Annotated in this window: 17 protein-coding genes and 1 riboswitch; all 17 genes read left to right on the top strand. The window is 36.9% G+C overall.

What is annotated here, in order from left to right; translation table 11 throughout:
• The first annotated feature begins 218 nt into the window (after window positions 1-218).
• The 17 genes from argC to fdhD all read left to right on the top strand — a co-directional run bounded on the left by argC (window position 219) and on the right by fdhD (window position 21,188).
• Window positions 219-1,259 carry an N-acetyl-gamma-glutamyl-phosphate reductase gene (gene argC, locus QA612_RS08290; protein ID WP_347568863.1) on the top strand — a complete coding sequence of 347 codons (1,041 nt, stop codon included), beginning with the start codon at window positions 219-221 and terminating at the stop codon, window positions 1,257-1,259.
• A gap of 41 nt (window positions 1,260-1,300) precedes the next feature.
• Complete coding sequence (gene argJ, locus QA612_RS08285) at window positions 1,301-2,545, top strand: bifunctional ornithine acetyltransferase/N-acetylglutamate synthase (RefSeq protein ID WP_278283323.1); 1,245 nt, start codon at window positions 1,301-1,303, stop codon at window positions 2,543-2,545.
• Window positions 2,546-2,558: 13 nt separating this feature from the next.
• Window positions 2,559-3,362: an acetylglutamate kinase gene (gene argB / locus QA612_RS08280; protein ID WP_278283322.1), complete on the top strand. Its 804-nt coding sequence runs from the start codon at window positions 2,559-2,561 to the stop codon at window positions 3,360-3,362.
• Window positions 3,355-4,554 carry an acetylornithine transaminase gene (locus QA612_RS08275; RefSeq protein ID WP_278283321.1) on the top strand — a complete coding sequence of 400 codons (1,200 nt, stop codon included), beginning with the start codon at window positions 3,355-3,357 and terminating at the stop codon, window positions 4,552-4,554. Before argB ends, QA612_RS08275 begins: the two co-directional genes overlap by 8 nt.
• A 14-nt stretch (window positions 4,555-4,568) precedes the next feature.
• Window positions 4,569-5,657: a carbamoyl phosphate synthase small subunit gene (locus QA612_RS08270; RefSeq protein ID WP_278283320.1), complete on the top strand. Its 1,089-nt coding sequence runs from the start codon at window positions 4,569-4,571 to the stop codon at window positions 5,655-5,657.
• Window positions 5,644-8,916, top strand: a complete 3,273-nt coding sequence (carB, locus tag QA612_RS08265; RefSeq protein ID WP_278283319.1) for a carbamoyl-phosphate synthase (glutamine-hydrolyzing) large subunit — start codon at window positions 5,644-5,646, stop codon at window positions 8,914-8,916. The genes QA612_RS08270 and carB overlap by 14 nt, the downstream gene beginning before the upstream one ends.
• Window positions 8,895-9,875 (top strand): ornithine carbamoyltransferase, encoded by a 981-nt coding sequence (gene argF / locus QA612_RS08260; protein ID WP_278283318.1) that lies wholly within the window; start codon window positions 8,895-8,897, stop codon window positions 9,873-9,875. Before carB ends, argF begins: the two co-directional genes overlap by 22 nt.
• A 68-nt stretch (window positions 9,876-9,943) precedes the next feature.
• Window positions 9,944-11,209 carry an argininosuccinate synthase gene (locus QA612_RS08255; protein ID WP_278283317.1) on the top strand — a complete coding sequence of 422 codons (1,266 nt, stop codon included), beginning with the start codon at window positions 9,944-9,946 and terminating at the stop codon, window positions 11,207-11,209.
• Between the two features lie 195 nt (window positions 11,210-11,404).
• Complete coding sequence (locus tag QA612_RS08250) at window positions 11,405-11,572, top strand: hypothetical protein (protein ID WP_278283316.1); 168 nt, start codon at window positions 11,405-11,407, stop codon at window positions 11,570-11,572.
• A 113-nt stretch (window positions 11,573-11,685) separates the two neighbouring features.
• The gene (locus tag QA612_RS08245; protein WP_278283315.1) at window positions 11,686-11,919 is read left to right on the top strand and encodes a hypothetical protein; all 234 of its coding nucleotides are present in this window, start codon (window positions 11,686-11,688) and stop codon (window positions 11,917-11,919) included.
• A gap of 300 nt (window positions 11,920-12,219) precedes the next feature.
• Entirely contained in the window at window positions 12,220-13,605 is a 1,386-nt protein-coding gene (gene argH, locus QA612_RS08240) for an argininosuccinate lyase (protein ID WP_278283314.1), read from the top strand.
• A gap of 179 nt (window positions 13,606-13,784) precedes the next feature.
• On the top strand, window positions 13,785-14,063 hold the full coding sequence (locus QA612_RS08235; protein WP_278283313.1) for a thiamine-binding protein: 279 nt from the start codon (window positions 13,785-13,787) through the stop codon (window positions 14,061-14,063).
• A gap of 302 nt (window positions 14,064-14,365) precedes the next feature.
• Complete coding sequence (locus tag QA612_RS08230) at window positions 14,366-15,073, top strand: Na-translocating system protein MpsC family protein (RefSeq protein WP_278283312.1); 708 nt, start codon at window positions 14,366-14,368, stop codon at window positions 15,071-15,073.
• A 292-nt stretch (window positions 15,074-15,365) separates the two neighbouring features.
• Complete coding sequence (locus QA612_RS08225; protein WP_278283311.1) at window positions 15,366-16,046, top strand: Na-translocating system protein MpsC family protein; 681 nt, start codon at window positions 15,366-15,368, stop codon at window positions 16,044-16,046.
• Between the two features lie 140 nt (window positions 16,047-16,186).
• Entirely contained in the window at window positions 16,187-17,419 is a 1,233-nt protein-coding gene (locus QA612_RS08220; RefSeq protein ID WP_278283310.1) for an ATP-binding protein, read from the top strand.
• A gap of 573 nt (window positions 17,420-17,992) precedes the next feature.
• The gene (locus QA612_RS08215; protein ID WP_278283309.1) at window positions 17,993-20,344 is read left to right on the top strand and encodes an FdhF/YdeP family oxidoreductase; all 2,352 of its coding nucleotides are present in this window, start codon (window positions 17,993-17,995) and stop codon (window positions 20,342-20,344) included.
• A 49-nt stretch (window positions 20,345-20,393) separates the two neighbouring features.
• A complete protein-coding gene (fdhD, locus tag QA612_RS08210) occupies window positions 20,394-21,188 on the top strand; it encodes a formate dehydrogenase accessory sulfurtransferase FdhD (protein ID WP_278283308.1) in 795 nt (264 codons plus the stop codon).
• 173 nt (window positions 21,189-21,361) lie between these two features.
• A riboswitch (cobalamin riboswitch) is annotated at window positions 21,362-21,557 on the top strand.
• The last annotated feature ends 13 nt before the right edge of the window (window positions 21,558-21,570 follow it).

Genomic DNA, 21,570 nt, shown 5'->3' with positions numbered 1-21,570 from the left:
ATGTTTCTTGAATGTGAAACAAATGAAAAAGGAATGGTCAAAAAAAAAAAGCACCATACAACCCTACACCTTACTATAATAGCTCTAAAACAGGGTTAACATTAGTTTTTACAAAAAAGATCAAAAAAAATTCCAATTAATTCATGCAATCTTATTGCATAAAAATGTATCGAGGAGTATAATAATGAACTAATCAAGGGAATGGGAGGTTTGTTAACGTGATAAAAGCAGCTGTTGTAGGAGGTACTGGTTATGGGGCTATAGAGCTTATCCGCTTATTAGATAAGCATCCGAACGTCCAATTGCAATCAATTGTGTCTCATTCCCAAAGTGGAACGGAAATTCATGAGGTATATCCTCATTTAACTCATCTAATTCATCAAACAATGGATGAATGGAATATACAACATCTTCACGAGAACATTGATGTAGTCTTTTTCGCAACACCAGCAGGGGTAAGCCAGAGGTTAATTCCCCAATGCCGGGAACACGGAATTCAATGCATTGATCTTTCGGGAGATTTTAGATTAACAAATCAAGAAGTCTATGAAACTTGGTATGGAACTTCCTCTGCACCAAAGGAATATTTAGAGGAAGCAACATACGGGTTACCAGAAATTTACGCAGAACAAATCAAGCAAAGTAAGTTAATAGCAAACCCTGGTTGCTATCCAACAGCAACTTTACTGGCACTACTGCCAATTGTTAAAGAAGGTTGGGTAAACGTAAACTCTATTATTATTGACGGAAAATCTGGAGTATCAGGTGCCGGTAGAAAGGTATCCTTAAATACGCTTTTCTCAGAAGTAAATGAAAGTGTGAAGGCTTATAAGCTAGGAGCACATCAACATATACCAGAAATCGAGCAGTTTATAGAAAAGGAAAGTAATGAAGAAGCAAAAGTGACATTTTCAACACATTTAATGCCAATGACAAGAGGACTTATGTGTTCAATCTATCTTGATTTAAAAGAACCTAAGACAACAGAAGAGTTGATTAATTTTTATACAGAAGTATACAGTAATCATCCATTTGTTCGTGTTCGACAAGAGGGAGTATTCCCAGCAACGAAGGAAGTTAGCGGAAGTAATTATTGTGACATCGGTATTCATGCTGATGCTCGAACAGGAAAAGTGACGATCATTTCGGTTATTGACAATTTAGTCAAAGGCGCAGCTGGTCAGGCAATTCAAAATCTGAATCTTATGAATGGTTTGGATGTTCGCACAGGCCTAACAGAAATCCCAATGTACCCTTAAGACATCAGATGAAACGGATTTAAAGCTAGAGAAAAGAAAGGATGGAACATAAAATGCAACCTGCTGCAAAGCAAAAACAACAAATTAAGATGGTGACTGGCGGTAATGTTACAACACCTAAAGGGTATTCTGCAGGTGGCCTTCACTGTGGCATAAAAAAATATAAATTAGATCTTGGATGGATTTATTCTGACGTACCTGCAACTGCTGCTGGGGTGTATACGACTAACCAATTTCAAGCACCACCGTTAAAAGTAACGAAGGAAAGTATTGCAGTTGAAAATAAAATACAAGGTATCCTCGTTAACTCTGGAGTTGCAAATGCTTGCACAGGACAGCCAGGTTTAGATGCTGCATACAAAATGAGAAAGCTATTTTCTAAAGCTATAGGAGTTTCAGAACATTTAGTAGCAATAGCTTCTACTGGATTAATTGGTACACAATTACCGATGGATCGACTCGAAGCAGGAATCGATCAAATGGGTGCGAAGGAAAACCGAGATACAGAAAGATTTGAAAAAGCAATTTTAACGACAGATACTTGTACGAAAAATGTTGCTGTTGAATTTGAGATTGATGGAAAGAAAGTAACCATTGGTGGTGCAGCGAAGGGATCAGGAATGATTCATCCGAATATGGCAACGATGCTAGCATTCGTGACAACAGATGTAAACGTAGCTCCACAAAGCTTACACAATGCTCTCAAAGAGGTAACGAATCGTACCTATAATATGATAACTGTTGATGGAGATTCCAGTACGAATGATATGGTTCTTGTATTGGCAAATGGGAAGGCAAACAATACGGAATTAACGGAAAGTCATCCGGATTGGGATACTTTTGTAAATGGATTAGAATTAGTTAGTCAAATTCTAGCAAAGAAGATTGCTAGAGATGGAGAGGGAGCAACTAAGCTAATCGAAGTTCACGTCAATGGTGCAGAGTCTGATATAGCAGCTAGAAAAATTGGGAAAGCAATCATATCTTCTAATCTTGTAAAAACAGCTATTTACGGGTCCGATCCAAACTGGGGAAGAATTGTATGTGCTGTTGGTTACAGTGAACAGCCAATCGATCCAGATAAAGTAAAGGTTTGGCTTGGTCCAACCTTAGTTGTAGATAACGGACTTCCTTTGTTTTTTGATGAGGAAGCAGCGACAGAATATATGATGCAGGAAACAGTGCAAATAGTAGTAGATTTACAGCAAGGGGATGGCAGTGCGGTCGCTTGGGGTTGTGACTTAACGTATGATTACGTCAAAATTAATGCTTCATATCGAACGTGAGGGGGATTTGTTAATGAACTATTTAGTAATTAAATGTGGTGGTAGTGTCATGGAACGATTGCCACAATCCTTTTATAAAAACATAGTCGAACTCCATCAAGGAGGACAATGGCAACCTATCATTGTTCACGGCGGAGGTCCATTAATTTCCTCTTTACTAACAAAGTTAGGGGTGGAAACCTCCTTTGTTAATGGATTAAGAGTAACAACAAAAGAAGTACTTGATGTTGTGGAAATGGTCTTAAGTGGATCTGTGAATAAAAAAATCGTGGAGAACCTCCAAAAGGTGGGAGGAAACGCGTACGGAATAAGCGGTGTAGACGGAGAGCTTATTCAAGCAAAGCCAGCTAGTAATGCAGAAAAATTAGGCTTTGTTGGAGAAGTGATTAATGTAAAGACAGAGTTAATTGATCAAATTTTAGTTCAAAAGCAAATTCCTGTAATTTCACCTGTAGGCATTGGTCCTAAAGGACAAAAGTTCAATATTAATGGGGATGTTGCAGCATCTGCAGTAGCACAAGCGTTAGGTGCAAAGCTTTGTTTTATTAGTGACATTCCTGGTATTTACTGTGAAAAAGATGGTGTAACGAAAACCTTTCATGAATTATCTCACTCTCAAGCTGAGGAGCTTATTGAAAAGGAAGTCATCACAGGTGGAATGATTCCAAAGGTCCGTGCAGCCATTGATGGATTAACACATAATGTAGAACAGGTTGTCATTCTTAATGGAATGGAAACAAATAGTATCGGTCAATTTTTAGAGGGGAAAAACATCGGTACAAAAATGATTGCAGATAAGGAGATTCATCATGTCTGAGGAAACGGTTGCCACAACACAAAAAGATTCTATTATGCCTACTTATGCAAGATTTCCTATCACTTTAGTAAAAGGGGAAGGAAGCTATGTATGGGATGATAAGGGGACCAAATACCTAGATTTCACTTCTGGAATTGGTACGTGTAATTTAGGTCATGTACCAAGTGTGGTCAAAACAGCTGTAGAATCGCAGCTTCAAGAGCTGTGGCATTGCTCTAATCTTTTCCATATTCCAACCCAGCAAAAACTTGCAAATCTTCTTACGTCCCACAGCTTTGGAGATCAGGTTTTCTTCTGTAACAGTGGCGCCGAAGCAAACGAAGGAGCAATAAAGTTAGCTAGAAGGTATGCGCAAAAGGTAAAAGGGACAGAAGCATATGAAGTTGTTACCTTTACCCAGTCATTCCATGGACGAACACTTGCAACATTATCGGCTACAGGCCAAACGAAAATTCAAGATGGCTTTGCACCACTTATGCCAGGTTTTCGATACTTACCTTTTAACGATACAGAAGCATTAGCACAATTAGTGACAGCTAATACATGTGCAGTAATGCTAGAGGTGGTTCAAGGGGAAGGCGGAGTTATACCTGCTGAAAAAGAGTGGCTAAAAAAAGTAGAAGAAATATGTAAGGAAAATGACATTTTACTTATGATAGATGAGATTCAAACTGGTATTGGAAGAACAGGAAAACTGTTTGGCCATGAATGCTATGGTATTAATCCGGACGTTATGACAATAGCAAAAGGCTTAGGATCAGGTTTTCCAATTGGAGCTATCGTTGCTACAGAAAAGGCAGCGAAAGCATTTGAAGCGGGTACTCACGGTTCTACCTTTGGAGGAAATCCAATTGTAACGGCAGCTGGTGCCGCAACACTTACAGAGCTTGTGGATTCAAATTTAATAGAAAATGTTACTGAACTTGGAGAATACTTGTCTGAACAACTGAATGAATTAAAGAAACAGTTTGAACAGATCGTTGAAATTAGAGGAATAGGACTTATGCAAGGAATTGTTTTAAGTGGACCTGCAAAGGATGCATTAACCATTACTAGAGAGAATTATCAAACTCTCTTATTACCAGCAGGGCCAAATGTTATTCGATTATTACCGCCATTAACTACATCGAAAGCAGAAATAGACCAAGTAATAGAAGTATTAAAAATTGTTTTTTCAAAGGAATTGACTTGAAAGGGGTAATCTCTGTGAAACAAGGGTATTTAATTCTCGAAACAGGTGAGGTTTTTGAAGGAAAACTCATTGGAGAACTTAATGGATTGGTTGGAGAAGTGGTATTTAATACAAGTATGACAGGGTATCAAGAGATTATTACAGACCCGTCCTATGCTGGTCAAATTCTTACGTTTTGCTATCCGCTGATCGGTAATTACGGATTAAATGACTTAGATGATGAGAGCTTTCAAACAGCTGTCTCTGGTGTTATTACAGGGGATATGTGTGATGAGTATAGTCATTATCAAGCTACAAAAGGTTTTTCTGAAAGACTAGAGGAAGCTGGTGTGCCTGGACTTGTAGAAGTGGATACGAGAGCCTTAGTAAAGGTTATACGAAAGCATCATACTGTGAAAGGTATGATTTCAACAGAACCGTCCCTAGATCATTTAAAGGAGTATGGGAAAGATGTTTCACAGGATTTTTGGGTAGAGAAAGTAGCTACTAAGGAAGTTATTTCTTTTAAAAATGAGGGTCCACACATAGTCCTAATCGATTATGGTTATAAGAAATCCATTTTACATGCGTTATTAAATGAAAATTGTTCTGTGACGATTGTTCCTTATCACTATTCATATGAACAAATTAAAGCTCTAAAGCCAGACGGTGTTTTATTAAGTAATGGACCTGGAAATCCGATGAAGCTTCAGCCGTGGTTTTCTGAGATTAAAGTGATTACTGAGCATTTTCCTACTCTCGGTATTTGTTTAGGACATCAGCTTATTGCACTAGCTCATGGGGCTAAAACAAAAAAGCTAGCCTTCGGTCACCGAGGAGGTAACCATCCGGTGAAGGAAATCCTTACAGGGAAAGTTCAGATGACCTCACAAAATCATGGATATGTAGTCATTGAAGAAAGTATTAACTACAATGATTTTCAAGTGTTGTTTCGGAACGTAAATGATAAAACAGTTGAAGGGTTAAAGCATGTTAGCTTACCAATTCAATCGGTACAATTTCATCCAGAAGCACATCCGGGACCTAGTGATACAGAATTTATTTTTCAACAGTTTTTACATCAAGTGACAACCGCTGGAGGGAGAACGTATGCCAAAGCATAGCAACTTAAACAAGATTTTAGTTATCGGTTCAGGTCCGATCGTCATAGGCCAGGCAGCAGAGTTTGATTATGCAGGAACACAAGCATGCTTAGCCTTAAAGGAAGAAGGAATAGAAGTAGTCCTTGTGAATAATAATCCAGCGACGATTATGACGGATCAATCCATGGCCGATAAAATCTATATTGAACCATTAAATGCAGAAACGTTAGATAAAATAATTGCGAAAGAAAAGCCAGATGGAATGATTGGAACCCTTGGTGGTCAAACAGGCTTAAATTTAACTGTTGAACTATTTGAAAAAGGGATTCTTGAAAAACATGGTGTAAAGCTATTAGGAACATCTGTAGATTCTATTCAAAAAGGAGAAGACAGAGAAAAGTTCCGAAATCTTATGCTTGAAATTGGGGAACCTATTCCTGAATCTAAAATTATTGAAGACTATGAAACGGGTGTTCAATTCGTCGAAGAAATTGGCTATCCAGTAATTATCCGACCAGCGTATACACTTGGTGGAGCTGGAGGTGGATTTGCAACAAATGATGAAGAGCTAGAGGCAATCTTAAAGCAAGGATTATCCTTGAGTCCAATCCATCAAGTGTTAGTGGAGAAAAGCATTAAAGGCTGGAAAGAAGTAGAGTATGAGGTTATGCGTGACGAGAATGACACGTGTACGATTGTTTGTAATATGGAAAATATGGATCCAGTTGGAGTACACACTGGAGATTCTATCGTAGTTGCTCCATCTCAAACATTATCAGACTTCCAATATCAAATGCTTCGTGATTCTTCATTAAAAGTTATTCGAAACTTGAATGTTGTTGGTGGATGTAATATCCAATTTGCCTTGGATACAGTGTCTAATCAATATTACATTATTGAAGTAAACCCAAGGGTTAGTCGTTCTTCCGCACTAGCTTCAAAGGCAACGGGTTATCCTATAGCAAGGATTGCTACGAAATGTGCGATTGGTTATCATTTAGATGAAATTTTAAATCCTATCACTGGTAATACGTACGCTTCCTTTGAACCAGCTATTGACTATATTGTTGTAAAGCTTCCACGATTCCCATTTGATAAGTTTTCAGAGGGTGATCGTTCCCTTGGTACACAAATGAAGGCTACTGGAGAGGTTATGGCCATGGATCGTTCCTTTGAAGGAGCAATGAACAAAGCATTACGTTCCATGGAAATGAATGCCCATAGCTTGCACCTGAAATCCATGCCTAGTAAAACAAATGAGGAGCTAATACATTTATTAGTTAAACCTACTGATATGAGGCTTTTTGCCATTGCGGAAGCCTTTAAACGGGGTTTTTCCGTAGAAGAGGTTGTAAATAAAACAGAAATTGATCGATGGTTTATTATAAAGGTAAAGAAAATGGTAGATTGTGAGCTTGAGCTAGCTTCTTATACATGGGATTCTGTTCCCTCTACCTTATTAAAAGTAGCGAAGCGTCTCAATATTGGCGATCGTCGACTGTCAGAAATCTTTGGAATTCCAGAAAAGGAAATCAGATTGAAATGGAAGGCTTTAAATATTAAGCGAGGATACAAGTTAGTAGATACGTGCGCAGCAGAATTCGATGCAGTAACACCTTATTTTTACTCCACATATCAAGGTGAAGATGAGGTTGATGCTACTTCAAATAAAAAGAAAATATTAGTTGTAGGTTCTGGACCAATACGGATTGGTCAAGGGATTGAATTTGACTATTGCTCTGTACACGCAGCGCTAGCAGTTAAGAAAAAAGGCTATGAAGCCATCGTCATGAACAATAATCCTGAAACGGTAAGCACTGACTATTCCATTGCTGATCGCCTTTATTTCGAACCATTGGCAGTAGAGGATATTATGGCCGTTATTGAAAAGGAACAGGTAGAAGGGGTTTTGTTACAGTTTGGAGGCCAAACAGCCATCAACTTAGCGAATGCTTTAGAGGATGAGGGAGTTAATGTCCTTGGTACTGCTACGGAGGTTACTGATCAATTAGAGGATAGACATGAATTTTATAGCTTATTAAACGAGTTGAAGATTCCTCACATAGCTGGAACGACAGTAAATGAACCAAATCAGCTTGTATCTGCAGCACAGGAGCTTGGATATCCAGTACTTATTCGTCCATCCTTTGTTATTGGTGGACAGTCGATGTTTATATGCTACAGTGACAAGGAAGTAGAGAAATATTTGAGTCGTATCCTTGAGGACGGAAATGATCGTTGCTGGCCATTACTCGTTGATCAATATTTGCCAGGGATGGAATGTGAAATAGATGTCATTTCCGACGGAGAATCCATTGTAGTGCCAGGTATTTTTGAGCATTTGGAAAAAGCAGGTGTCCATTCTGGTGATAGTGTATCATTGTTTCCACCGGCAACAATGACAGAAGAAACGAAGAAAACAGTCATTCATTACGGTGAAAAAATAGCAAAGCATCTACCGATCGTAGGAATGATGAATATACAATACGTTGTTCATAACGATGTGGTTTACGTATTAGAAGTGAATCCGAGATCCTCCCGTACTGTTCCGATTATGAGTAAAGTGACAGGGGTTCCAATGATTGAGTGGGCAACACATGTTCAGCTAGGTACGAAATTAAGTAAGTTAAGTGAAGAGCTTGGATTACTTCCAGAACCGTCCTTTTACTCTGTAAAAGCACCAATCTTCTCAGCTAGTAAATTAAAAGGTGTAGACCACGTTCTTGGACCTGAAATGAAATCTACAGGTGAAACGTTAGGCTTAGGTGAAACGTTAGAAGAGGCACTTTCAAAGGCACTTCAGTTAAGTGGAGTCCAATCAATGACAGCTATGACAGAAAAGGAGAAAACAATTTTCTGTTCCATTGCTGATCGAGCAAAAGAAGAAAGCCTTCTTTCTATTACTGCATTTGTAAATGAAGGGTATCGTGTAATTGCTACTGAAGGTACAGCAAAATTTTTAGATAAGAATGGAATTGAATCAGAGCAGCTACCAAAAGAAAAAGTATTATTACATGATTTTTGGAAAAATAAACAACCGAATGTTGTATTAAATATACCGAATCAAGGTAGAGATGGTGAAAAGATTGGTTTTTATATAAGAGAGCTTGCTGTTCGATATCAAGTTCCTTACTTTACTAGCTTTGATACGCTTAAACCGTGGATTCAATCCTTCCATTTGAAAAATAATGAAGAAAAGCCACGGACATTAAAGGAATATCACGTGTTAAAAAAAATAAGCCCAAATGAGGTGGAAGCATGTCAACTGTTAAAAATGTAGAGGAACTAACGAATACATTGGCACATAAATTAAAAGGAAAAGACTTTTTAACACTAGCAGACTTCGATACCGAGGAGATTCACTTTCTCCTCGAGGAAGCGCTAGATTTGAAGATGAAGCAAAAGGAAGGGATTCCTCATCCTTACTTACAAGGGAAGACATTAGGGATGATATTTGAAAAGTCATCTACAAGAACGAGAGTTTCCTTTGAGGTTGGAATGCTTCAGCTTGGCGGTCATGCCATATTCTTAAGCTCCAGAGACATTCAATTAGGGCGAGGAGAAACTATTTCAGATACGGCTAAGGTTATGTCACGATATGTAGATGGAATAATGATTCGTACCTTTGCCCATGAAACAGTAGAAGAATTAGCGGAGCATGCAGATGTTCCAGTAATAAATGGTTTAACAGATTTACATCATCCTGCACAAGTTTTAGCAGATCTATTGACGATTCTAGAACATAAGGGTAAAATGAAGGGACTAAAGCTTTGTTACCTTGGTGACGGAAATAATAATATGAGTCATTCATTAATTGAAGGTGCTGTAAAGGTTGGAATGAATATTTCCATTGCAAGTCCTTCTGGTTATGAGCCAGACTCAAAAGTCTTTGAATCTGCCAAACTTGTTGGTAAGAATCAAGGATGTGAGATTTCTATTACACAAGATCCGTACGAAGCGATAAAAGATGCAGATGTTGTTGTGACAGACGTTTGGGCGAGTATGGGACAGGAAGATGAGCAAAAAGAACGAATGGACGTACTGAAATCGTTCCAAGTAAATAGCAATTTATGTAAGCATGCAAAAGATGATTTTATCTTTTTACATTGTTTACCTGCTCATCGAGAAGAAGAAGTTACTGCTGAGGTGATTGATGGTAAGCATTCCGTTGTGTTTGACGAAGCTGAAAATCGATTACATGCACAAAAAGCATTGTTAAAAGTCTTAATGAAAGACTAATTTTTTTGGAGGACAATGCATAAAAATACGACTAAGTAGATATTAATTCGTGCGAAGGGGCGAGAGAAATGAGTAAAGGAAAAGTAGTTTTAGCATATTCTGGTGGGTTGGATACTTCCGTGTCAATTAAATGGATTCAAGAGCAATATGGCTATGATGTTATTGCATTAGGACTAGACGTTGGAGAGAAAAAAGATTTTGAAGCAATTAAAAATAAAGCACTAGAAGTTGGTGCAGTTAAAGCAATTATGGTCGATGCAAAGGAAATTTTAGCTAAAGAATACATTTTACCTGCATTGAAAGCAAATTGTATGTATGAAGGGAAATATCCATTGTCATCAGCCCTTTCTCGACCTCTTATTTCTAAATTGTTAGTAGAAGTAGCGGAGCAAGAGGGTGCAGTTGCTGTTGCTCACGGTTGTACAGGAAAAGGGAACGACCAAGTGCGATTTGAAGTCTCTATTCAGGCATTAAATCCAAACTTAGAGGTTATTGCTCCAGTACGTGAATGGGGTATGAATCGTGATGAAGAGATTGAATATGCAAAGGAAAAGGGAATTCCAGTACCTGCTACGCTAGAGAACCCTTATTCCATTGATGCGAACATTTGGGGAAGAGCATGTGAAGCAGGTGTGTTAGAGGATCCGTGGGCTGAAGCACCAGAGGGAGCTTTTGACTGGACGGCACCTATTTCTATGACACCAGATGAAGCTGAATATGTAGATATTGAGTTTAAAAACGGTGAGCCTGTTGCTTTAAACGGAAAAGAAATGAACATTGTTGAGCTTATTGAAACGTTAAACGAAATCGGTGGAAAGCATGGTGTGGGACGAATCGATCACATTGAAAACCGATTAGTTGGGATCAAATCACGTGAAGTATATGAGTGCCCAGCAGGTGTTATTTTAATCAAAGCACATAAAGAGCTTGAGTTCTTAACACTACCGCGTGAAACAACACAGTTTAAAACACAAATTGATCAACAAATGACACAAATGATTTATGACGGTCTTTGGTATTCACCATTAAAGAAAGCATTAGATGCTTTTGTTGGGGAAACACAAACAGTTGTATCGGGTACAATCAAAGTGAAGCTTCATAAAGGAAACTTTGATGTAGTTGCAAGAAAATCAGATAACAGCTTATATAATGAAGAACTTGCAACATATTCAAAAGGTGACGCTTTTGATCACAACGCAGCCGTTGGGTTCATTAAGCTTTGGGGCTTAGCAACGAAAGTGTATACAGAAGTGAATAATAAGACAGAGCAGAATGTGTTAAAGGATGAATATATTAAGCTTCAATCAGAAAAAAATTCTACAGTAGTGAAATAACAAAGGTAGAAATATAGAACGGATAGGTGATGGAAGGAGAGGTGATTCACCTCTCCTTCCTTATCTTTAGTAGACCACCATGAAAGTGGAGATTTGCACCATGGAGGATGAAAATACTCCTTCAATGCTACCACTTCTCATGGTTTGCTGCTTTGCAGTCGTCTAGATCGCTACTAATTTCAGGGGAGACTTCACATGCAAGTGAAGATTTGCACCATGGGGGATGAAAATGTTCTTACACAGCGATCACTTCTTATGATTATGCAGCTTTGCAGGCGTCTAGTTTTGTCCTATTATACTGCAAATTGCATAAACACTGCTTGCAGGCACAGAGGAAGAAGCCAGCGTTCCTGCAAAAAGTGAAAAAGAGATTTGCAGGAACAGAGTAAGAAGCCAGCGTTCCTGCAAAGAGTGAAAAAGAGATTTGCGGGAACAGAGTAAGAAGCCAGCGTTCCTGCAAAGAGTGAAAAAGAGATTTGCAGGCACAGAGGAAGAAGCCATCGTTCCTGCAAAAAGTGAAAAAGAGATTTGCAGGCACAGAGGAAGAAGCCAGCGTTCCTGCAAAGAGTGAAAAAGAGATTTGCAGGAACAGAGGAAGAAGCCAGCGTTCCTGCAAAGGGAGCAAAGGATTAGTAGAAAGCTTCTTAGCTACCGCATTTCATGATTTTCTTGCTTTGCGGTCGACTAAAACGTTTCTATTTTCAGGGTAGACCGCCGGTGCAAGTGGAGATTTGCACCATGGGAGATGAAAATATTTCTATCTAGCGGCTTCATTCATCCCGCATTTTTGATTTTCCATTATTTGCGGGAACAATATCGAGTCTTCTTTCGTATTTTCAGGGTAGACTATCGAAATGGGAAAAACAGTAATTTTGGAAGCTTTTTCCCGGTAACTCATTATAAAAGTTGTTATGAAATACATAAATTTATATACTTAAAACAATGAATAATCAGTAAAAGGGATCATTTATCTGTACTCACGAGTTTTATAAAAGGAGGAACAACTAGATATGTCAAAGTTATGGGGCGGAAGATTCAAAAAAGAAACAAACAAACTAGTGGAGGAACTAACAGCATCCATTACATTCGATCAAAAGCTTGCTAAGGAAGATATAGATGGGAGTTTAGCCCATGTACAAATGTTAGGTGAATGCGAAATTATTTCATCAGAGGATGCTGAAAAGATTAAAGAGGGGCTTCATAAAGTTAAAGATAAGTTAGAGAAAGGTGAGCTTGAATATTCTGTAGCTAACGAAGATATACACATGAATATCGAGAAGTTCCTAATTGATGAAATTGGACCTGTGGGTGGAAAGCTGCATACTGGTAGAAGTCGGAATGACCAGGTAGCTACTGATATGCACCTTTATTTAAAGAATCATACCAATACAATTATTAATCTTGTTGAGTCAGTTCAAACTGCCATTGTAAATCAAGCAGAAAAAAATATAGATACCATTATTCCTGGATATACTCATCTACAGCGGGCACAGCCAGTGTCCTTTGCCCACCATTTAATGGCTTATTATTGGATGCTAGAACGGGACAAAGGTAGGCTCTTGGATAGCTTAGAACGTGTGAATTGGCTTCCTTTAGGTGCAGGTGCTTTAGCAGGGACAACCTTTCCAATCGATCGTCACCGTGTGGCAGAATTATTAGGCTTTGATCATGTATATCCAAATAGCATGGATGCTGTAAGTGATCGTGACTTTATTCTAGAATTTTTATCTACAGCATCTATTTTAATGATGCATATTTCCCGCTTATCAGAGGAACTTGTTATTTGGAGTAGTCAGGAATTCCAATTTGTAGAGCTGGATGATTCATTCTGTACAGGATCGAGCATCATGCCACAGAAAAAGAACCCGGACGTCCCTGAATTATTGCGAGCTAAAACAGGACGAGTATACGGTAATTTAATGGGCTTATTGACTGTCCTTAAAGGTTTACCATTAGCCTATAACAAAGATATGCAGGAAGATAAAGAAGGAATGTTTGATACAGTGGAAACGCTAGAAGGATCATTGCAGCTATTAGCACCTATGATCGATACAATGTATGTAAACGTAGATAATATGCAAAAGGCTGTAAATAATGATTATTCGAATGCAACAGATATTGCCGATTATTTAGTAACAAAAGGACTCCCATTCCGAGATGCTCATGAAGTAATTGGAAAAATTGTCTTATACGCCATTGAACAAAATAAATTTTTGCTGGATTTATCAATGGATGAGTATGAAAAATTCAGTTCCTTATTTGAAGAGGATATTTATACAGTATTAGCACCTGACCACGTTATGGGAGCTAGAAATAGCTATGGTGGAACGTCACCAAAGCAAGTGAAGGAACAGATTGAATTAGCAAAAGAGACTTTCGCAAAAAAATATAAATAGTAACAACGAAAACTTGGCAAAAGCCGGGTTTTTTCTTTAGAAAAATTATTAGTATAAGGGTAAGGTGGGCTCTTGAGGAAACCGCAGCAACAAAAGTAGTAGTACTAATGTTTAAGATTTTAAAAAAAATGGTATGTTCCCAATAAGTAATAAAATTTTTAATTGGAGGATGATGAATAATGACTACTGTCATGGCTGGCCTTCAAGTATTACCAAATGGTAAAGACATGAATACAGATGGTGTTTTACCTGGACTAGTTAAAACGATTAAGGAGTCAGGATTAAACTATGAAATAGGACCAATGGAAACAGTAGTAGAAGGAAACATGGAAGAAGTAATGGAATTAATTATACAACTTCAAGGAGAAGCCATGAACGAAGAGGGAACAGAAGAAGTCTTAACAAATATTAAACTTCATTATCGACCAAAAGGGATTGGAATAAAAGACAAGCATTAATCAGAAAAAACAACGTTAAAATTCATAGTTATTTAGGCCATAGTATTACAGTAATATAATTGTTTTTGTGGCACACACATGATAAAATAAAGAAGATTAGTGTCTAGCAGTCACTAATCAACATTAAGATATTTTTGAGTTTTTTAATTTGATTCAACTTGATTAATATTATTTTTGGGAATTGGTAAATGGAGGAACAATTGACTTTTTACAATTGCGTCCTATCTATGGCCTAACTTCATGAATTGAGGTTAGGCCTTTTTATATTTATAGGAGGATTGGTCCAGGAGGAAAAGAGAGAAATGATTAAGCAAAAAAGAAGTCAGGAAAACTTGATCTATTTAAGTAGTCAATTAAGTAAGATATTAAAAAAGAGCTTTGGAAAGGGCCCAGATTCGTGCTATTGCACCCTAAGAGAACAAATCGTGTTCTTTCATATACGACAATTTAAAACACCTGCCGAAGAAGTTCTTCTGCAGAAAGGTGAAACAAACTTAGCAACAAAATTACGTAAAACGATTATGGATGCAATATTTGAACAATTTAAACAAGAATTGGATAAAATTCTAGATATAGAATTCGAATCGTTCCTCCAAGACTGGAACTTTGAAACAAACACAGGATTGGTAATTTTTATATCAAAAGTAAGTGAATCAAATAATGATATAACTAGTCAACTAAATCAAACAAAGAACGAAATACTAGAGGATCAAATAGCAATAGTTTATTCCGAAGTATATAAAGCACCAAGACATGTTCGCACCTTTGAAGTGACTGAAACAATATGTGTGTTGGAATGCACAAATGTAATATCACCTCTTGAAATTCAACTTTATAAAAAGGGGATGGAATACTCAGACGTCTTACTAAGTCATTCTAACGATTTGAAAAAAAGTATTAGAAGTAATAGGGAGAGATTTTCTTCTGGATTTAATCTAAAAATTTATGATGTTTTTATTTTCTTAGACTATAAAACTAGTAAAAATTATGTCGTGTTTTATTTAAAATAAATTCATTTTAAACTAGCCTTTTCAGTGAATGATTTATGACCTTGTTGAACGAGAATGTCTTTATAAAATTAGAATCATAGAAATAAAAACGAATAATTCTTTTAAAAAAGTGAAATAATAACAACTACATCCTAAAGGGAAAAAGCTAAGAGTTGTTACTATTTTTAATAAATTATAATTTACACTTTCTTGAAAAAAATACCTATGATACGATAGAGAAGGTTATTGTTTGTTATGGCAATAATTATAATGAGTGATATTCTTAGTGTCCCGAATGAAAGTCGTGACTAAAATGATAAATCAAGAAAAGATTTCTTATTTGAGTAGCTTTACAAGTAAATTGCTTAGACAAAAGTTTGGTAGAGGTCCAGAATCATGTTCTGCAACCTTATGTAAAAATCATCTTGTTTTTTATATTCGTGGGTTTATTTCTCCCATGGAAGAGGTTTTACTTCAGAAAGGTCAATCCTCTTATGTTGATCATGCTAGGGAAATTATAATTCAGCATGTTTTAAATGAGTTAAAGGGTGCAGTGGAAGTAACATTAGACGTTGAAGTGGAAGAATATTTTCATGACTGGAATTTTAATAATAATTCAGGAACGATAATTCTCGTTTTAGAAAATGAGCTACAAACGATGTATCCGAAGCCACAATACGACATTGTGAGATTAGAGGATGAGGTGAAACGTGTAACCGCAATCGTTCAAAAATTACCGGATAAAGTTTTTACTTATCCTATTTCAGAAAATATCCTTCTAATCCAACGAATTGGAATTTTAGTCCCTATAGAAAAAGCGTTAATTGCAAAAGGTTATGAAGATGAATTAAAACTAACTAAGGATGATTTGGAAAAAAGTTATTTCCACCGAGATGTGAATTTTGAAACTATTTTTCCAACCCCTTTATTGGATCTCTTTATTGATTGGGACTTTAAAGAGGACAAGTCAATGATGTGTTTTATATTAAAATAATTTAGTTTTTAATTAATGTATAATGGGACCAGTTAAAATAAGGTAAATGTATAGAAATATCATTTTGTTGATATCGTCGATACATGGCCTAACTTCTTTATAATAAGAAGTTAGGCCATTTTTAATTTGAGGAGGGATATATGTTGATAAGCTTATCTAAAATTAGTGGAACAAGAGCATTTTTATCTATTGTATTTACAGTAATCGTAATTTCATTATTTATGTTGTATATGGTAGATGTACCGATAAATTTAATCATACTTTCTATACTTGCAATTGCGTTAATCCTTATTACTATAGAACGGTTTTACATAATAAAAGAAAAAGATAAAGAAATTCATAATAACAAAATATACCGATCAGATCTTGATACATATGAAATGTTTTTGGAACAAATACCTGTCCCAATTATATTTTTACATAGAAAGAAAATTACGAAAGTAAACAATAAATGCATTCAATTTTTTCAAGCTGAGTCAAAGAAAGATATTTTAGGGAAATCTATAGATACATTTATAAAACATGAGGAAAAAGGAGAAATTTTTCAACATATGCGTGGCAGTGTTACTACAGAATTTAGCAATTTAAATAGAAAACTAACGGATGTTAAAACGTTTTACCATCAATTTAATCATGGAGAATATGGTTTAGTGCTTTTTGATAAAACAGAAGAAAAGGCAAATGAACGAAAACTACAGCATTCCGAACAGCTTTCTGTCATTGGAGAATTAGCTGCAGGCATCGCCCATGAAATAAGAAATCCATTAACAAGTATAATGGGGTTTTTACAGTTGATGGATGAAAAGGATGAATCTACAAAAACATATAAAGAGATTATGGCTACAGAGCTTAATCGAATTAACCTGATTGTTAATGAGTTATTACTTTTATCTAAACCAAAGGAATTTGAATTTGAAACAAAGAACTTAGTAGAGATTATTGAGACAGTAGTGACAATTGCAAATACACAAGCTATTTTATATAATATCCAAATTGAAGTGGATTGCCACAAAAATGCGGAAAACGTAACGATAAATTGTGAAGAAAATAAATTAAAGCAAGTATTTTTAAATTTATTGAAAAATGGAATTGAAGCAATGTCTAAGGCAGGAAAAATAGTGATACGAATAAAGAAATCAAATAATGTAGTACATATATCCTTTATTGATCAAGGGTTAGGTATACCAAAAGAAAAGATTTCTAATTTAGGTAAGCAATTTTATACGACAAAATCAGAAGGAACAGGATTAGGCTTAATGATAAGCATGAATATTATAAAAGAACATAATGGTGAGCTGAAAATTTCTAGTGAGGAAGGGGTAGGAACAGAAATGAAAGTAATACTTCCTTGTGAACCTCTACAACGTAATTAAGAATGTTTATGAGAGCAGTCGAAAAAAAACTGTTAATATTCCACTGTTAGGCAGCCTGTAAAGTTGAAAACGCTTCCATTACATATGTTGGTAATGCTATAATAAATCTACACATAACACTATATACATAGTAAAAATAAATCTCCTAACAATTCTATTTATCTAATAAAAATAGACAGTACAAAGGTCTTACTACAAGTCTTAAAACAAAACTCTACTCCATTCAAATCCAATGATTATATGGTCTTTCCTGAAAATAGCTAATCCTAAAATAGATATACTATTCATTCGTTCCACACCACTTCGCATTCACCACAAGGGTATAAGTGCGACATCTGCTCTGCTTCACTTCGTTTGCAATCGCAGTGTCTTCTTTACCGCGGGCAACGCCTCAGCTTCATACTTCGCACACTGTGCCGAAGTATGGGATCTTCATCTGTTGCTGTTCCCGCCGGAGTCTCGTGGGAATCCACTCATTCCAATTGGATTATATTGTTTCATCCTACTACTTAAAAAATGAAATGCCGAGTTGACTTACCTTTGCACAGAAACCTTTAAAAAAGGATGGTAAAAATGGGTAAAACAAAGCATGATGGACCAATAAAGATACCGAAGCTACCAGATCCAAGGCATTGGGTAAGTTTAGTTCCATTTGGTCTTGGAAAAGTAAAACCGAAGCATATACGAGATACAGCAAAGGCCGTATGGGATAACAAAGACAACTTAACCTATGCCACACGTATTTTGTCAGAAGGGGTTTGTGATGGTTGTGCACTAGGAGTAGCAGGACTAAAGGATCAAACATTGAAAGGCCCCCACATTTGTACAACTAGGCTGAATGTCCTTCGACTTAACACGATGCCAGCAATGAAGGAGGAGCATTTATTTCAACCTATTGATAAATTAAGAAAGCTTTCGAGTTCAGAGCTTAGGGAGCTAGGTCGCATTCCATACCCATTATCTCGAAAGCCTGGCGAAACTAAGTTTTCTAGAATTACATGGGAGGAAGCCTTAAAACGTATTGCAGAAAAAATAAAGGTGACAGATCCACAAAGGTTAGCTTTTTTCGTTACGTCAAGAGGTATGACGAATGAATCCTATTATGTGGCAGGAAAGGTTGCTAGATTCTTAGGGACGAATAACATCGATAATTCCTCTCGCATTTGTCATTCGCCAAGTAAAACAGCATTAAAACGATCCTTAGGAATCGGAGCATCAAGCTGTAGCTATAAGGATTGGATTGGTACAGATGTCCTCGTTTTTTGGGGATCAGTAGCTTCAAATAATCAACCTGTTTCCACCAAATATATGTATGCGGCTAAACGGAGAGGGACAAAAATAATTGTTATCAATCCATATTACGAACCTACTATGGAAAAATATTGGATTCCTTCTATTCCTGAAAGTGCATTATTTGGAACAAAGCTAGCGGATGATATTTATCAAGTGAATATTGGTGGAGACATTGCTTTTATGAACGGGATAATGAAGCATTGGTTTGAAATGGAAAAGGAGAAACGTGGTTCAGCAGTGGATCATCGTTTTATTAATGGACATACAAATGGCTACACAAAGCTACGTAGACATGTGGAAAAACAAAGCTGGAGTTCGTTAGTGAAGTCCTCTGGTCTTTCAAAGGAAAGAATGGAGGAGCTTGCACACTTATTAGCTAAATCCAATAATGGTGTTTTTGTCTGGTCCATGGGGTTAACACAGCATCGGTTTGGAACGGACAACATTTCTCAAGTAGCCAATTTAGCTATGCTAAGAGGTTTTATCGGTAGGAAGCATTGTGGCCTCATGCCTATTCGTGGGCATTCAGGGGTGCAAGGTGCTGGTGAAATGGGAGCAGATCCATTTTCTCTACCAGGTGGAGAATTTGAACAAAAGGAAATAGATAGGATAGAAAAGGTATGGAAATTTAATGTACCAAAATGGCAAGGAGATACAGTTGGTGTAACATTAGAAAATGCTCTACTTCCCAAATGGCATGAAAGAAAGCTTGATGTCTTCTATACAGCTGGAGGAAACTTTTTAGAGACAATGCCCAATCCAACATTTATAGAGGAATGCTTAAGAAATATAGACCTTCGCGTTCATCAAGATATCATATTAAACACTTCAACATTAGTAGATGCAAAGGAAGAGGTTATCATTCTACCAGCCATGACACGCTACGAACAGCCTGGCGGAGGGACATCTACGTCCACAGAACGGATGGTATATTTTTCACCTGAAATTAAAGGACAACAGATAGGCCAATCTCGACCTGAGTGGGAAATATACATGGATATAGCAAAACGAGTGAAGCCAGATCAAAAAAACTTAATTGATTTTAACAATACTCAACAAATTCGAAATGAAATTGCTATGGCAAACGGGAACTACGAGGGGATTCAGTATTTAAAGAAAAAGGGTGATGTTTTCCAATGGGGTGGTGCGTGGTTATGTGAAGGTGGAAACTGTCCAACGAAGGACGGGAGAGGCAACCTCTTGCCAATAGAACTACCTGAGCTTCGGAAGGCAGAGGGACATTTCTATGCTACAACAAGACGTGGTAAGCAATTTAATTCCATGATCTATAGTAAAAAAGATCCTAACAATAACGCAGGCAGATACGATGTGCTCATCCATGAAGAGGATGGGAAGGAGCTTAATATTTCAAGCGGGGAAGCAGTAGTTGTTTATAATCAACAGGGACTATTTAAAGGATGGGCAAAATTTGCCAATACCCGGCGTGGAAATATTCAACTATATTGGCCAGAGGGGAATGTTGTCATACCCAAGGGTGTTTATGAGAAATTTTCCAAAATACCAGAATATAATACTGCTGTTATTGTAGAAAAAGCAGATACGTTCAATGCAAAGAAGGATTTGAAATATGCAGAACGACGAATAGAGGAGTTAGAAACAGAAATTATGTAGAAAATAGGTTTTAATTAACCTTAACCTTTTCACGTTAGGAGTAACGATGATGGATAGTAACGTAATGAGAAGGAAAAAGATTGTGAAATATAATGAAGGAAAGCTATTGGAAATAGAGGATTACATTGCTGTGGAGGAGCCTTTTACCATTCATATTAATGGACAGGAATTTGCAACGATGCTTTGTACGCCTACAAATTTGCAGGAGCTGGCTATTGGTTTTTTGGCATCAGAAGGAGTCATTCGAACAGTGGAGGAGATATGCTCCGTAACGATTGATCAAGGAAAGGGATATGCCTATATAGAACTTGAAAATCAAGCTAGCTTCGACCCTACTGTAACTTCTAAACGAATCATTGGTTCATGCTGTGGAAAAAGCCGGCAATTTTATTTTCAAAATGATGTGAAGGTGGCAAAAACGATTATAAACGCCCCAAAGATTACAGGGAAACAATGTGGAGAGCTTATGGAGAAAATGGAGTCAAACTCTGCCCATTTTAAACAAACGGGTGGCCTTCATAATGGAGGATTAGCTACCGTCAATGAATTACTCTATTCTTATTCTGATATAGGACGTCATAATGCGTTAGATAAGCTTTATGGACACTGTTTATTAAATCGTATTTCTACAAAAAATAAGGTAATAGTCTTCAGTGGGAGAATATCCTCGGAGGTCTTATTAAAGGTGTCAAAAATGGGAATAGGTATTATCCTAGCAAAATCTGCCCCAACTACATTAGCTATTGCTTTGGCAGAAGAGTTAGGAATAACAACGGTTGGTTTTATTAGAGGGGATCGATTTAATATATATTCAAGGCATGAACGTATTATAGAGGATAAATAATAGTAAAATGATAGTCCTATTTGGACATTGATAGTAGGAAAATAAACTAGTTCTTTTTTGGAAATGTAAGAATAGTAAAATAAGAGTATTGCAAATGCTGGAGAATTTAGGTACACTCTACACATCAAGACATACTACATCGTGTTTATTTTTTCAGAATAAACACTATATATTGATATTGCTGAACTATAGGTGCTATAGATGGCTTAAAACGGGAATTCGGTGAAAGTCCGAAGCTGTCCCCGCAACTGTAATTGCTGACGAAATGAGAATACCACTGTACAAGAATGCTGAAGGGCTTTTGTATGGGAAGGTATCAAAGTAGGAAGAAGCATGAGTCAGGAGACCTGCCTATATTTCAACAGTTTCATGACTTCGGGGG

It is taken from the genome of Evansella sp. AB-P1 (assembly GCF_029688925.1).
GTDB lineage: Bacteria > Bacillota > Bacilli > Bacillales > Salisediminibacteriaceae > Evansella.
Note: the sequence above shows the minus strand (reverse complement) of the source record. Positions and strands in the feature narration are given on the sequence as shown.

What these genes read in the sequence shown, in the direction of transcription:
- carB (WP_278283319.1), top strand. Translation starts at nt 5,644, where the DNA reads ATGCCAAAGCATAGCAACTTAAACAAGATTTTAGTTATCGGTTCAGGT.
- QA612_RS08220 (WP_278283310.1), top strand. Translation starts at nt 16,187, where the DNA reads ATGTTGATAAGCTTATCTAAAATTAGTGGAACAAGAGCATTTTTATCT.
- QA612_RS08250 (WP_278283316.1), top strand. Translation starts at nt 11,405, where the DNA reads ATGCAAGTGAAGATTTGCACCATGGGGGATGAAAATGTTCTTACACAG.
- QA612_RS08215 (WP_278283309.1), top strand. Translation starts at nt 17,993, where the DNA reads ATGGGTAAAACAAAGCATGATGGACCAATAAAGATACCGAAGCTACCA.
- QA612_RS08275 (WP_278283321.1), top strand. Translation starts at nt 3,355, where the DNA reads ATGTCTGAGGAAACGGTTGCCACAACACAAAAAGATTCTATTATGCCT.
- argJ (WP_278283323.1), top strand. Translation starts at nt 1,301, where the DNA reads ATGGAACATAAAATGCAACCTGCTGCAAAGCAAAAACAACAAATTAAG.
- argF (WP_278283318.1), top strand. Translation starts at nt 8,895, where the DNA reads ATGTCAACTGTTAAAAATGTAGAGGAACTAACGAATACATTGGCACAT.
- QA612_RS08230 (WP_278283312.1), top strand. Translation starts at nt 14,366, where the DNA reads ATGATTAAGCAAAAAAGAAGTCAGGAAAACTTGATCTATTTAAGTAGT.
- argB (WP_278283322.1), top strand. Translation starts at nt 2,559, where the DNA reads ATGAACTATTTAGTAATTAAATGTGGTGGTAGTGTCATGGAACGATTG.
- fdhD (WP_278283308.1), top strand. Translation starts at nt 20,394, where the DNA reads ATGGATAGTAACGTAATGAGAAGGAAAAAGATTGTGAAATATAATGAA.
- QA612_RS08235 (WP_278283313.1), top strand. Translation starts at nt 13,785, where the DNA reads ATGACTACTGTCATGGCTGGCCTTCAAGTATTACCAAATGGTAAAGAC.
- QA612_RS08225 (WP_278283311.1), top strand. Translation starts at nt 15,366, where the DNA reads ATGATAAATCAAGAAAAGATTTCTTATTTGAGTAGCTTTACAAGTAAA.
- argH (WP_278283314.1), top strand. Translation starts at nt 12,220, where the DNA reads ATGTCAAAGTTATGGGGCGGAAGATTCAAAAAAGAAACAAACAAACTA.
- QA612_RS08255 (WP_278283317.1), top strand. Translation starts at nt 9,944, where the DNA reads ATGAGTAAAGGAAAAGTAGTTTTAGCATATTCTGGTGGGTTGGATACT.